Below are 12,483 nucleotides of genomic sequence, written 5' to 3'. Positions count from 1 at the left end.
ATCATGGAATACCGCAACCTCGGCGCTTCCGGGCTCAAAGTGGCCGTCCTCAGCTTCGGCACCGGCACGTTCGGCGGCCAGGGTCCGTTGTTTTCCGCTTGGGGCCGCAGCGGCATCGAGGAGGCGCGCAGGCTGGTCGACATCTGCCTCGATGCCGGCGTCAATCTGTTCGACAGCGCCGATGTCTATTCGAACGGCGCCTCGGAGGAGATCCTCGGTGCTGCGATCAAGGGGCGCCGCGACAAGGTGCTGATCTCGACCAAGATGAGCCTGCCGATTGGCGACGGTCCGCTCGATGCCGGCTCGTCGCGGCAGCGACTGCTGGCCTCGGTCGATGCGGCGCTACGACGGCTCGGCACCGACCACGTCGACCTGCTTCAGCTCCACGCCTTCGACGCGTTCACGCCGATCGAGGAGGTGCTGTCCACGCTCGATACGCTCGTGCGCGCCGGCAAGCTGCGCTATGTCGGCGTCTCGAATTTCGCCGGCTGGCAGCTGATGAAGTCGCTCGCCACCGCGGACCGGCATGGCTGGCCGCGCTATGTCGCGCACCAGGTCTATTACTCGCTGCTCGGGCGCGACTATGAATGGGAGCTGATGCCGCTCGCGCGCGATCAGGGCGTCGGCGCTCTGATCTGGAGCCCGCTGGGCTGGGGCCGGCTCACCGGAAAGATCCGGCGCGGCCGGCCGCTTCCGCAAGGAAGCCGCCTGCATGCCACCGCACAGTTCGGTCCGTCCGTGGACGATGCGCGCCTCCATGCCGTCGTTGACGTGCTGGATGCGATTGCCGCTGAGGCCGGTCGTACCGTGCCGCAGGTCGCGATTGCCTGGCTGCTGTCGCGTCCCACGGTCTCCTCCGTGATCATCGGGGCACGCGACGAAGCGCAGCTGCGCGACAATCTCGGCGCCGTTGGCTGGTCGCTGAGCGCGGACCAGATCAAGCGGCTCGATGAGGTCAGCTTCGTGATGCCGCCTTATCCGTACTATCCCTATCGCGTCCAGGAGGGTTTCGCGCGGCTCAATCCACCGTTGGTGTAGGAGCTCTCTCAGAACGCTGCGAATTGCGACAGAGCGTCGCGACAATGCGCCATGCAGAAACGCGCCTGTACATGGTTGCGTGACCTCCATAACCTCCGCCGCGCAATTTTTTGGAGATGCGACGTGGCGAAGAAGACGGCGACCAAGAAGAAAAGTGCTTCAAGGCAGGTAAGCAGGGCCTCGAGCAAGACGAGCACCGCCCGAAAGGGCGCCATTGCGAAAACCGCGAAGACGACAGTCAAGAAGGCGGCACCGCGCAAGCCAGCCGCGGTCCGCCGGCCCAAGGGGCCGATCTGGCAATGGTCCGCGGTCGAGACCGCGGCCGCGGTCCGCGCCGGCGCGATCTCCGCCGTGGAGACCGTCGAGGCCCATCTGGACCGGATGCGCGCCGTCAATCCCAGGCTGAATGCGGTCGTCGTCGATCTCGGCGAGGAGGCGCTGAAGGCGGCGCACGCGGCGGACAAGCAGCGCGCCAAGGGCGGCGATCTCGGTCTCCTGCACGGCGTACCCATCACCATCAAGGAAAATGTCGACTACCAGGGCCGGCCGAATTTCAACGGCGTGCCCGCCAACAAGGACCTCATCGCGCCATCGGATGCGCCCGTGGTGCGCAACCTGAAGAAATCAGGCGCGATCGTCATCGGTCTCACCAACACGCCCGAATTCTCCTTCCGCGGCTTCACCGACAATCCCCTGCACGGGCTGACGCTCAACCCCTGGGATCCCGATATCACCTGCGGCGGCTCCTCGGGCGGCGCGGGCTCGGCGGTCGCCGCGGGCATCGGCACCATCGCCCATGGCAACGACATCGGCGGCTCGCTGCGCTGGCCGGCGCATTGCAACGGCGTTGCCACCATCAAGCCGACGCAGGGCCGCATCCCCGCCTTCAACGGAAGCGCGACGTCGGAGCGGCCGATGCTGGCGCATCTGATGTCGGCGCAGGGGCCGCTCGCACGCCATGTCGCCGACGTCCGCCTCGCGCTGGAGGTCATGAGCCGGCGCGATCCGCGCGATCCCTGGTGGGTGCCGGCGCCGCTGGTCGGCGAGCGGCCGAAGGGGCCGATCAAGGTCGCGCTGGCAAAAATCCCCGAGGACATGGACGTCGATCCGTCTGTCGCCGCGGCGCTGCGCCAGGCTGCCGATCATCTCGAGCGGTCCGGCTATCGCGTCAGCGAGGTCGAGGTGCCCGACATCAACGGGGTCTGGCAGACCTGGTGCGACATCATCACCAACGAGACCGTGATGATGCAGGAGGCCGCCATGCTGAAGGTCACGTCCGAGGATTTTCACAAGTCCTGGGGCGGCATGAAGGCCAAGGCCAACGTGCTCGATCTCAAGGCCTGGATGCAGGCCACCGCCGCGCGCAACGGTCACATCCGCGCCTGGCAATTGTTCTTCGAGGACTATCCGATCGTGCTGGCGCCGACCACGGTGAAGCCGACGCCGGGCCCGCGCGAGGACACCGTCAGCGCAGAGCGCGTGCGCGAGATATTCTGGGGCGAGATCCGCTTCATCTCCGCCATCAACGTGCTGGGCCTGCCCGGCGCGGTGGTGCCGGTGGCGCTGCATGACGGCAAGCCGATCGGCGTGCAGCTGATTGCCGGACGCTATCGCGAGGATCTCGCCCTCGACGCCGCAGCTGCGATCGAGAAGCGCGTCGGCGCGCTCACCCATCGGCTGTGGGAGCAGATGGGCTGACGCTGCGAGCTATCGCAGCGCTGACGGCGGCCCCTCGTCCTCGTGGGCGAGGGTGGCGCCGTGCGTTCGTTAATCGGCTTTAACCCGGTTTCCAGCCATTTCGCGAGCAAGCATTAGGGTTACTTCCTCGATCTCTAGGCGAATTATTGTCCGCTTTACCACCCGCCTCTAACAGAAGGACGGCGGACAACGCACATGCCTCATTCTAGGCCAATAAGTGCGGCCCGCCCCACGCGGAGGTGGCACGATGCGCAACGAGACGATCGCTATTCACGCCGGCTACGAGCCTGAAGCCACCACGCACGCCGTGGCCGTTCCGATCTACCAGACCGCGGCCTACGCCTTCGACAGCGCCGATCATGGCGCAGCCCTGTTCAATCTCGAAGCCGAGGGCTTTCGCTACAGCCGCATCGCCAATCCGACCAGCGCGGTTCTCGAGAAGCGCATCGCGCAGCTCGAAGGCGGCGTCGGCGCGCTCGCGGTCGCGACCGGGCAGGCGGCGCTGCATTTCGCCTTCGTCAACGTCGCCGATCACGGCGGCAACATTGTCTCGGTGCCGCAGCTCTACGGCACCACGCACACGCTGCTCTCCCACATCCTGCCGCGCCAGGGCATCACCGGCCGTTTCGCCGAGAGCGACAAGCCAGAGGCGGTCGAGAAGCTGATCGACGAGAACACCCGCGCCGTGTTCGCCGAGACCATCGGTAATCCCGCCGGCAATGTCTGCGACATCGAGGCGCTGGCGAGAATCGCCCATGCCCATGGTGTGCCGCTGATCGTCGACAACACCGTCGCAACCCCGATCCTCTTCAAGCCGTTCGACTACGGCGCCGACATCGCCGTGCATTCCCTGACCAAGTTCTTGGGCGGTCACGGCACTACGCTCGGCGGCGCCATCGTCGATTCCGGAAACTTCCCCTGGGCCAAGCACGCCAACCGCTTCCCGGCCTACAACAAGCCCGACGCCTCCTATCACGGCCTGGTCTATGCCGAGCGCTTCGGCAAGACCGCCTATATCGAGCGCGCGCGCAGCGTCTATCAGCGCACCATGGGCTCGGTGCTGTCGCCGTTCAACGCCTTCCTGCTGCTCCAGGGCATCGAGACCGTGGCGCTGCGCATGGAGCGCCATGTCGAGAACGCCCGCAGGGTCGCCGAATTCCTCCGCGTCGATCCGCGCGTGGCCTGGGTCAACTACACCGGTTTTCCGGACAGCCCCTATTATCCCCTGGTGCAGAAATACCTGAATGGCAACGCCTCCTCGCTGTTCACCTTCGGCATCGAGGGCGGCATGGAGGCCGGCAAGACGTTTTACGACGCGCTGAAGCTGATCACGCGCCTCGTCAATATCGGCGACGCCAAATCGCTCGCCTGCCACCCGGCGTCGACCACCCATCGGCAGATGTCGGCGGAGCAGCAGCGCGCCGCCGGCGTGCTGCCGGAGACCATCCGTCTGTCGATCGGCATCGAGCATGTCTCCGACATCATCGCGGATATCGACCAGGCGCTGGAAAAGGCCTGCCCGTCGTCGCGCCGCGAGGCTGCGGAGTAGGCGGCGCCGTCCATGACGATCTTGATCGACAAGGATCAGGTCATCGCGGGCCCGACGCTGGTGCCGGCCGCGCACGAGCTCGCGCGCGATGCCGGCCCCGAGCTCACCATCGGCCTCGTCAACAACATGCCGGATGCCGCGTTGAAGGCGACCGAGCGGCAGTTCATGAAGCTGCTTCAGGCCGCAGCAGGCTCGCGCCGTATCCGTTTCCACTGCTTCTCGCTTCCCAGCGTGAAGCGGTCGCCGGAAGCGAAGTGGCATGTCGAAAGCGAGTATTCCAACCTTTCCGATCTCGAGCGCGGCAAATTCGACGGGCTGATCGTAACAGGCACAGAGCCGATCGCGCCCGAGCTCGACCGGGAGCCGTACTGGCGCGACCTCACCAACCTGATCGACTGGGCCAAGGTCAACACGCGTTCGACGATCTGGTCCTGCCTTGCCGCCCATGCCGCGGTGCTGCACCTCGACGGCATTGAACGGCAGCGGCTGCCGGCCAAATGTCACGGCATTTTCGATTGCGACGTCGTGGCGGACGATTCACTGACGCGGTTTGCGCCTGCGCCGCTCAAGGTCTCGCATTCACGTCTGAACGAGATCGCCGAGAGCGACCTTGTGCAGGCCGGTTATCAGGTGCTGACCCGCTCGGAGGAGGCCGGCGTCGACGTCTTCGTTCGCCAATATGCCAGCCGCTTCGTGTTCTTCCAGGGCCACCCGGAATATGACGCGCTATCGCTTCAGCGCGAATATCTGCGTGACATCGGTCGCTATCTCGCGCGCGAGCGGGAGAACTATCCGCACCTGCCGGTGAGTTATTTTGACGCAGCAACGGAAGAGAAGCTGGCTCGCTTCGAGAGGAAGGCGGCACACCAGCGCCATCCGGCGCTCAGCAACGAGCTGCCCGCGCTGAACCTGCGCGGCGATATCGGCGCTGGCGAGGCGGCGGCGGTGCTCTTCCGCAATTGGTTGCGCTATCTCGGCGCGGACGCCGACGCGCCGATGTCGGTGCGCTAGCCGAAGCGGTCTTGGTTCGGCGTTAGGATTACCCGGGCGTTAGGCTTGTTTCGACCTGCGCGCGAATGTTTCAGTAGAGCAAGAGGGCATCACGGGAAACGCAGTCGTGTGGTCGGCACTCCAGGGACGCGTGATCAATCGGCTGGCCCGGCATTTCCGCGCCGCGCCGCACCGGCTGCCTGCGCATGCGCCGATGGTGAGCTTCACGTTCGACGACGCCCCCGATAGCGCCGCAGGCGAGGGCGCCGAGCTTCTGGAGCAACATGGCGGCCGCGGCACTTATTACCTCGCCGGCAGCCTGATCGGTCAGCCGTCGGAGCATTGGCATGGCCTGTCGGATGACGCCATCGTCCGGCTCCACCGCGCCGGGCACGAGATCGCCTGCCACACCTTCTCGCATCAGAGCTCGGCCACGCTCGACGAGGCCGCGATGGCGCGCGAGATCGAACGAAACCGCAGCCATCTCCACGGCATCGATGCCTCGATCACGCTGCAGAATTTCGCCTATCCCTATGGCATCGCCTCGGTGTGGCGCAAGCCGCAGCTGGCAAAAGCCTTCCGTTCCGCGCGCGGCATTCTTCCCGGCGTCAATAGCGGCATCATCGACCTCCAATTTCTGCGCGCCTCGCCTTTGGTCGATTGCGAGATCGACAAGGCGGGGGTCGATCGCTATTTCGACGAGGCGGTCGCGAGCGGCGGCTGGCTGATCTTCTACGGCCACGACGTCACCGACAGGCCGAGCCCCTATGGCTGCACGCCGCATCTGATGCGTCACGCGCTCGAAGCCGCCGCCAAGCGCAACATGCCGATCGTGACCGTCGCAGAAGCGCTGCGGCGGATCGGGGCGTAGCTTTTTCACCTCTCCCCGCTTGCGGGGAGAGGTCGGATCGCTCTTGCGATCCGGGTGAGGGGGTACAGGCCCATCGGCATTCTCATGCGCGGAGAGAGGCCCCTCACCCCGTAAGAACGGGGAGAGGGAGAACAAGCAGCGTTGCCCCGCAAACAGTCTTGCCACGCCGACGCCAGCATGCGACTGGCCTTGTGACGAATCTCACGGCCTGATCTGCTCCGCCCATGTCTGCTCCGTCCCACGCCCCGCTGCCTGCGCCGACCAACGGCCGCGACGCGCTGTCGGTGCTGCATTCGGTGTTCGGCCTGCCGGGATTTCGCGGCGCGCAGGGCGAGATCATCCGCCACGTCACCGACGGCGGCAATTGCCTGGTGTTGATGCCGACCGGCGGCGGCAAATCGCTGTGCTATCAGCTGCCATCCCTGCTGCGCGAAGGCTGCGGCATCGTGGTCTCGCCGTTGATCGCCTTAATGCGCGACCAGGTCGCAGGCCTGATCGAGGCCGGCGTCAATGCCGCCGCGCTGAACTCGTCGCTGACGCCGCAGGAGGCGTCCGACATCGAACGCCGCCTGCTCGCCGGCGATCTCGACCTGCTCTATGTCGCACCGGAACGGCTGGTCACGCCGCGCTGCCTGTCGCTGCTGGCGCAGGCGAAGGTGGCGTTGTTTGCGATCGACGAGGCGCATTGCGTCTCGCAATGGGGCCACGACTTCCGGCCTGAATATGTCGGCCTTTCCGTCATCGCTGAGCGCTTTCCCGACGTGCCGCGGATCGCGCTGACCGCGACCGCCGATGAGCTGACGCGCAAAGAGATCGTCGACCGGCTTCAGCTGACGGGCGCGCCGCAGTTCGTCTCCAGCTTCGACCGGCCCAACATCCGCTACGAGATCGTCGACAAGCGCAATGCGGTGTCGCAGCTGAAGGAATTCATCCGCGAGCGCCACATGGGCGATGCGGGCGTGGTCTATTGCCTGTCGCGCAACCGTGTCGAGGAGGTCGCCGCTGCGCTTGCCGAGGCCGGCATTGCAGCGCTGCCCTACCACGCCGGGCTCGACGGCAGCGTTCGCTCGCGCAACCAGGACCGCTTCCTCAACGAGGACGGCATCGTCATCGTCGCGACCATCGCCTTCGGCATGGGCATCGACAAACCCGACGTGCGCTTCGTGGCCCATCTCGACCTGCCCAAGAGCATCGAGGCCTATTACCAGGAGACCGGGCGCGCCGGCCGTGACGGCAAGCCGTCGGCGGCATGGATGGCCTATGGCCTCTCCGACATCGTGCAGCAGCGCCGCATGATCGACGAGTCAGCGGGATCGGAGGATTTCAAGCGGGTCTCGATCGGCAAGCTCGACGCGCTGGTCGGCCTCGCCGAGACGCCGCATTGCCGGCGCCGGCGCCTGCTCGCTTATTTCGGCGAGATCGTGATGGGCGAGAGCTGCGGCAATTGCGACAATTGCCTGACGCCGCCGAAGATGCGCGACGGCAAGGTGCTGGCGCAGAAGCTGTTGTCCTGCGTCTATCGCACCGGGCAACGCTTTGGCGCCATGCATTTGATCGACGTGCTGATCGGACGCCTGACCGAGAAGGTCACGCAGTTCGGTCACGACAAGCTGTCGGTGTTCGGCGTTGGCCGCGAGCTCAACGAGAAGCAGTGGCGCACGGTGCTGCGGCAATTGGTGGCAATGGGCCATTTGCAGAGCGACAGCGAAGCCTACGGCGCGCTGAAGCTGACGGAGTCCTCGCGCGGGGTGCTGCGCGGCGAGACCGAGGTCTGGCTGCGCGAGGAGGCGCCCGGCACGCGTGTTCGTGCCAGCCGCACGAAGTCGCGACGCGGCGACCTCGCGCCCGCGGCCAGCGCGCCGCAAGGCGACGTCGACCCTGAATTGCGCGCGCGCCTGCGCGCCTGGCGCTCAGAGGTCGCGCGCGAACGCGGCGTGCCGGCCTATGTGGTGCTGCACGATGCAACGATCGACGGCATCGTCCGGGCCTGGCCGACGACGCTGGACGAGCTTCGCAACGTGCCGGGGATCGGCGACAAGAAGCTCGAGCATTACGGCGACGAGCTGCTGCAGATCGTGAGGACGAGGTAGGGCGCGCCACGAAAACTCCGCCGTCATCCCGGGGCGCGACGAAGTGGCGAGCCCGGAATCCATAACCACAAGCGGATGTGGCTACGGCAAGCTAGTCACCACGAGTCTTCGCCAAACATCTTCCTGGGGCTATGGGTCCCGGGGCTCGCGACTTCGTCGCGCCCCGGGACGACAGAGGAGCTAGCCGTTCCGGAACGCGTAGCCGTAGCCGTTTAGCGCCGGCGCGCCGCCGAGATGGGCGTAGAGGATCTTCGCGCCCTTCTCGAAATAGCCCTTCTTCGTGAGATCGATCAGGCCCTGCATCGACTTGCCCTCGTAGACGGGGTCGGTGATCATGGCTTCGAGGCGCGCGGTGAGGCGGATGGCCTCCTTGGTCTCTTCCGACGGCACGCCATAGGCGGGATAGGCGTAATCCTCGATCAGCACGACGTCGTCCGCGACGATCTCCTTGCCGAGCTCGACCAGCTTGGCCGTGTTCTGCGCGATCGAGAGCACCTGTGCTTTCGTCTGCGCCGGCGTGAACGAGCCGTCGATGCCGATCACCTTTCGCGCACGGCCGTCCGCCGCAAACCCGACCAGCATGCCGGCGTGGGTGGAGCCGGTGACGGTGCAGACGATGATGTAGTCGAACTTGAAGCCGAGTTCGGCTTCCTGCTTGCGCACCTCCTCGGCGAAGCCGACATAGCCGAGGCCGCCATATTTGTGCACGGAGGCGCCGGCGGGAATGGCGTAGGGCTTGCCGCCTGCGGCCTTTACTTCCTCGATCGCCTGCTCCCAGCTCTTGCGGATGCCGATGTCGAAGCCGTCGTCGACCAGGCGCACGTCGGCGCCCATGATGCGCGAGAGCATGATGTTGCCGACGCGGTCATAGACGGCGTCCTCGTGCGGCACCCAGGCTTCCTGCACCAGGCGGCACTTCATGCCGAGCTTGGCCGCGACGGCCGCGATCATGCGGGTGTGGTTGGATTGCACGCCGCCGATCGAGACCAGCGTATCGGCATTGGAGGCGATCGCATCGGGAATGATGTATTCGAGCTTGCGCAGCTTGTTGCCGCCATAGGCGAGACCGGAATTGCAGTCCTCGCGCTTGGCATAGATCTCGACATTGCCGCCGAGATGTTTTGACAGCCGCTCCAGCTTCTCGATGGGCGTCGGGCCGAAGGTCAACGGATAGCGCGGAAATTTGTCCAGCTTCATGGGTCATCCCGAGTGGCGTTGGTGTTGGCGGCTCCCTAGCATCATGTCGGGAAAATGTGCTCTCGAATATTGCGCCAATAATGCGCAGCTTCTTGCGAAATGGCGCTGGTAGCTAATATTCCTTCCAGATTAGTTCACATTTGTGGAAGTTCCTTTCATGGCTGCCCGGCTCGACCGCACCGACCTTAAGATCTTGAGATTGCTGCAGAATAACGGCCGGCTCAGCAATGCCGAGCTGGCCGAAACGGTCGCGATCAGCCCCGCCACGTGCCATCGCCGCACCCAGCGCCTGTTCGAGGACGGCTTCATCGCCACTGTCCGCGCCATGGTCGCGCCGAAGAAAGTGGCCAAGGGCACGCTGGTGATGGTTGGCGTCGTGCTCGACCGCTCCACGCCGGAGAGCTTTGCCACCTTCGAGCAGGCCGTCGCAAAACTGAAATTCGTGCTCGACTGCCACCTCGTCGCCGGCGACTTCGACTACTTCCTCAAGATCCGCGTCGGCGACATGGAGGATTTCAACCGCATCCACGGCGAGCAGCTGATTGCGCTCCCCGGCGTGCGCCAGACCCGCACCTTCTTCGTGATGAAGGAAGTCGTCGACAATGCGCCGCTGGAATTTTGAGCTGGCGTGCCGCTATTGGACGGTGATCGAATAGGTATCGACGTCGCGGCTGCCCCTGCCGGTGATCATCTCGATGGTGAAACTATCCGGGCCGTGGTAGCCCGGATTCGATCGGTAATTGACCTCAAAGGCCTTGATCGGCCGTCCGGTGCACGGCGTGCCGCCGCCGCGGGCGAAGCGGTTAATCTCGATGCGCGAGTCCACGGTGCGCGTCGTCAGCTTGCCGTGCTGCGGCTTGGTCAGCAGCCTCACCACGCCGCCATTGCCCTCGCAGTTCGGTCCCCACGAGCGGTAGTGATGCATTCTGACCATCGCTCCGGAGGGGACCGTTCGATCGAACTGCATCGCACATGCTGGTCCGACTGTTGCGCAGAGTAGGCCCAGCGTCGCGATCCAGGCTTCAAATTTCATTCCGTGAGCCCCCCAGCATCACGGCAATGTCAGCATATCGCAGTCGTTCTGCCAAGCCACCTCGGCCGTCCCGGAAGCTTCACTTGCCTAGCGCACCACACGCGAGCCTCGCCGCTGGAGTTTCGAGCAGGAGCGTTATTCAGCGCACTTGATGCGCGATCCGTGTCATGAGAGATTCATGCGATGCAGACATTCCCCTTCCGCCAGCACAATCCGGCCGGGCCGGCCTATCGGCGCGGCTGGGTCGACGAGGCCGTGGCCGCGATCGAGGCCGACCAGTGCCGCACCGCCGACACGCATCTGATCCGGCTGATCGTGCCGGCGCTATCGGGCATCGACATCTATCTGAAGGATGAGTCCACGCATCCGACCGGCAGCCTGAAGCATCGCCTCGCGCGCTCGCTGTTTCTGTACGCGCTCTGCAACGGCCACATCCGCGAAGGCACGCCCGTGGTCGAGGCCTCGTCGGGATCGACGGCGGTGTCGGAGGCCTATTTCGCAGAAATGATCGGCGTGCCCTTCTATGCCGTGATGCCGCGCACGACGTCGGCGGAGAAGATCGCCGCGATCGAGCATTATGGCGGCAATTGCCATTTGATCGACGATGGCCGCGCGCTCTATGCGGAAGCCGCCGCGCTCGCCGCCCGGCTCGACGGCCATTACATGGACCAGTTCACCTTCGCCGAGCGCGCCACCGACTGGCGCGGCAACAACAACATCGCCGAATCGATCTTCACGCAGTTGCAGGGCGAGCCGCGCCCGCTGCCGGACTGGATCGTGATGGGCGCCGGCACCGGCGGCACCTCGGCCACCATCGGACGTTATCTACGCTATCGGCAATATCCGACGCGGCTGTGCGTCGCCGATGTCGAGCATTCCGCCTTCTTCGACTGCTTCCGCACGCAGGACCGCTCGCGTGTCTGCGACCGCCCGTCGCTGATCGAAGGCGTCGGTCGTCCCCGCTGCGAGCCGTCCTTCGTGCCCGGCGTGGTCGACCGCATGATGAAGATCCCGGATGCGGCGACGATCGCGGCGATGAACGTGCTGTCGCGCCGGCTGCGCCGCCCGGTCGGCGGCTCCACCGGCACCAACTTCCTGGCGTTGTGCCGGCTCGCCTCGGAGATGCGCCAGGCCAACGTCACGGGATCGCTGGTGACGCTGATCTGCGATTCCGGCGAGCGCTATCGTCAGACCTATTACGAGCCCGCTTGGCTCGCCGCACGCGGTCTCGATCCGGCGCCGTTCGAAGCGGCGCTGTCGTCGTTCCTCACCACAGGTGAGCCACTGGCGCTGGACGTCGACGATGTCGTCAATCCGCAAAGCGTGCCAGGCCCCACGGCGTGATAGCCGAGATCTCCCTGGGATTTGCGAAAGGGCAAGGTCGTCACGGCAACTTCACTTGCCTTGCGATCTCCTGCGGGTGACGGTTGCCTCTTCTCAATGAGGAGATCCCGCCGTGCGCCTTCCCATTCTCGATCCGAAAGACCTGAGTGCTGAGCAGAAGCCGCTCTATGACGACATGCAGGCCGGCATCAAGGACCACTTCAAGGGCTTTGTGAACATGCGCGAGGACGGCGCGCTGCTCGGGCCCTGGAATCCCTGGATCCGCGAGCCGCGCTTCGGCAAGCCGGTGTGGGAGCTGGTCAAGGCGATTGCGTCGAACCCGCTGCTGCCCGCGCCGGTGCGCGAGGTCGCGATCCTCGTCACCGGCTCGCATTTCCGCTCCGGTTACGAGCTCTATGCCCATGTGCTGGTGGCCGAGCAGCGTGGCCTCTCCGACGAGAAGCTCGCGACCATCGTCGCCGGCCAGCGGCCGGTCGATCTCACCAAGCAGGAGGCAGTCGCCTACGACATGGCCTCGGCCCTGGTAAGCGGCGGCGTGCTGCCCGAGCTGACTTATCGTGCGGCCGTGAAGGAATTCGGCGAGCACGGTGCGGCCGAACTGTCCTATCTCGTCGGCGTCTACTGCATGGTCTCGGTCACGCTCAACACGTTCGACGTGCCGGTGCCCGAGTAG

At 65.4% G+C, this 12,483-nt stretch carries 11 protein-coding genes; 9 read left to right on the top strand and 2 right to left on the bottom strand.

What is annotated here, in order from left to right; all coding sequences use genetic code 11:
• Positions 1-3: 3 nt before the first annotated feature.
• From DCG74_RS02545 to recQ, 6 genes are all read left to right on the top strand, one after another.
• On the top strand, positions 4-1,038 hold the full coding sequence (locus tag DCG74_RS02545) for an aldo/keto reductase (protein WP_172788289.1): 1,035 nt from the start codon (positions 4-6) through the stop codon (positions 1,036-1,038).
• Between the two features lie 123 nt (positions 1,039-1,161).
• Positions 1,162-2,736: an amidase family protein gene (locus tag DCG74_RS02540; protein WP_172788290.1), complete on the top strand. Its 1,575-nt coding sequence runs from the start codon at positions 1,162-1,164 to the stop codon at positions 2,734-2,736.
• Positions 2,737-2,983: 247 nt separating this feature from the next.
• Entirely contained in the window at positions 2,984-4,285 is a 1,302-nt protein-coding gene (locus tag DCG74_RS02535; protein WP_172788291.1) for an O-acetylhomoserine aminocarboxypropyltransferase/cysteine synthase family protein, read from the top strand.
• Positions 4,286-4,297: 12 nt separating this feature from the next.
• A complete protein-coding gene (locus tag DCG74_RS02530) occupies positions 4,298-5,296 on the top strand; it encodes a homoserine O-succinyltransferase (RefSeq protein WP_172788292.1) in 999 nt (332 codons plus the stop codon).
• A gap of 106 nt (positions 5,297-5,402) precedes the next feature.
• On the top strand, positions 5,403-6,146 hold the full coding sequence (locus tag DCG74_RS02525) for a polysaccharide deacetylase family protein (protein ID WP_172788293.1): 744 nt from the start codon (positions 5,403-5,405) through the stop codon (positions 6,144-6,146).
• 224 nt (positions 6,147-6,370) lie between these two features.
• Complete coding sequence (gene recQ / locus DCG74_RS02520) at positions 6,371-8,236, top strand: DNA helicase RecQ (RefSeq protein ID WP_172788294.1); 1,866 nt, start codon at positions 6,371-6,373, stop codon at positions 8,234-8,236.
• 180 nt (positions 8,237-8,416) lie between these two features.
• Here recQ and DCG74_RS02515 read toward each other — a convergent pair whose 3' ends face one another.
• Entirely contained in the window at positions 8,417-9,433 is a 1,017-nt protein-coding gene (locus tag DCG74_RS02515) for a 1-aminocyclopropane-1-carboxylate deaminase (protein WP_172788295.1), read from the bottom strand.
• Positions 9,434-9,590: 157 nt separating this feature from the next.
• Here DCG74_RS02515 and DCG74_RS02510 point away from each other — a divergent pair, with 157 nt between their 5' ends.
• The gene (locus DCG74_RS02510) at positions 9,591-10,055 is read left to right on the top strand and encodes an Lrp/AsnC family transcriptional regulator (RefSeq protein WP_036014765.1); all 465 of its coding nucleotides are present in this window, start codon (positions 9,591-9,593) and stop codon (positions 10,053-10,055) included.
• Positions 10,056-10,067: 12 nt separating this feature from the next.
• Here the strand turns inward: DCG74_RS02510 and DCG74_RS02505 are convergent, their stop codons facing one another.
• Entirely contained in the window at positions 10,068-10,466 is a 399-nt protein-coding gene (locus tag DCG74_RS02505; RefSeq protein WP_172788296.1) for a hypothetical protein, read from the bottom strand.
• Between the two features lie 183 nt (positions 10,467-10,649).
• On the opposite strand from DCG74_RS02505, the gene DCG74_RS02500 reads away from it, so the two are divergent.
• Entirely contained in the window at positions 10,650-11,810 is a 1,161-nt protein-coding gene (locus DCG74_RS02500; protein WP_172788297.1) for a PLP-dependent cysteine synthase family protein, read from the top strand.
• Positions 11,811-11,922: 112 nt separating this feature from the next.
• Positions 11,923-12,483, top strand: coding sequence for a carboxymuconolactone decarboxylase family protein (locus tag DCG74_RS02495; protein ID WP_172788298.1), 561 nt, complete (start codon positions 11,923-11,925; stop codon positions 12,481-12,483).

The sequence above is a fragment of the Bradyrhizobium sp. WBAH42 genome (assembly GCF_024585265.1).
Taxonomy (GTDB): domain Bacteria; phylum Pseudomonadota; class Alphaproteobacteria; order Rhizobiales; family Xanthobacteraceae; genus Bradyrhizobium.
This window is presented reverse-complemented; position numbering and strand designations above follow the sequence as displayed.

What these genes read in the sequence shown, in the direction of transcription:
- DCG74_RS02535 (WP_172788291.1), top strand. Translation starts at nt 2,984, where the DNA reads ATGCGCAACGAGACGATCGCTATTCACGCCGGCTACGAGCCTGAAGCC.
- DCG74_RS02545 (WP_172788289.1), top strand. Translation starts at nt 4, where the DNA reads ATGGAATACCGCAACCTCGGCGCTTCCGGGCTCAAAGTGGCCGTCCTC.
- DCG74_RS02500 (WP_172788297.1), top strand. Translation starts at nt 10,650, where the DNA reads ATGCAGACATTCCCCTTCCGCCAGCACAATCCGGCCGGGCCGGCCTAT.
- DCG74_RS02510 (WP_036014765.1), top strand. Translation starts at nt 9,591, where the DNA reads ATGGCTGCCCGGCTCGACCGCACCGACCTTAAGATCTTGAGATTGCTG.
- DCG74_RS02530 (WP_172788292.1), top strand. Translation starts at nt 4,298, where the DNA reads ATGACGATCTTGATCGACAAGGATCAGGTCATCGCGGGCCCGACGCTG.
- recQ (WP_172788294.1), top strand. Translation starts at nt 6,371, where the DNA reads ATGTCTGCTCCGTCCCACGCCCCGCTGCCTGCGCCGACCAACGGCCGC.
- DCG74_RS02505 (WP_172788296.1), bottom strand. Translation starts at nt 10,466, where the DNA reads ATGAAATTTGAAGCCTGGATCGCGACGCTGGGCCTACTCTGCGCAACA.
- DCG74_RS02515 (WP_172788295.1), bottom strand. Translation starts at nt 9,433, where the DNA reads ATGAAGCTGGACAAATTTCCGCGCTATCCGTTGACCTTCGGCCCGACG.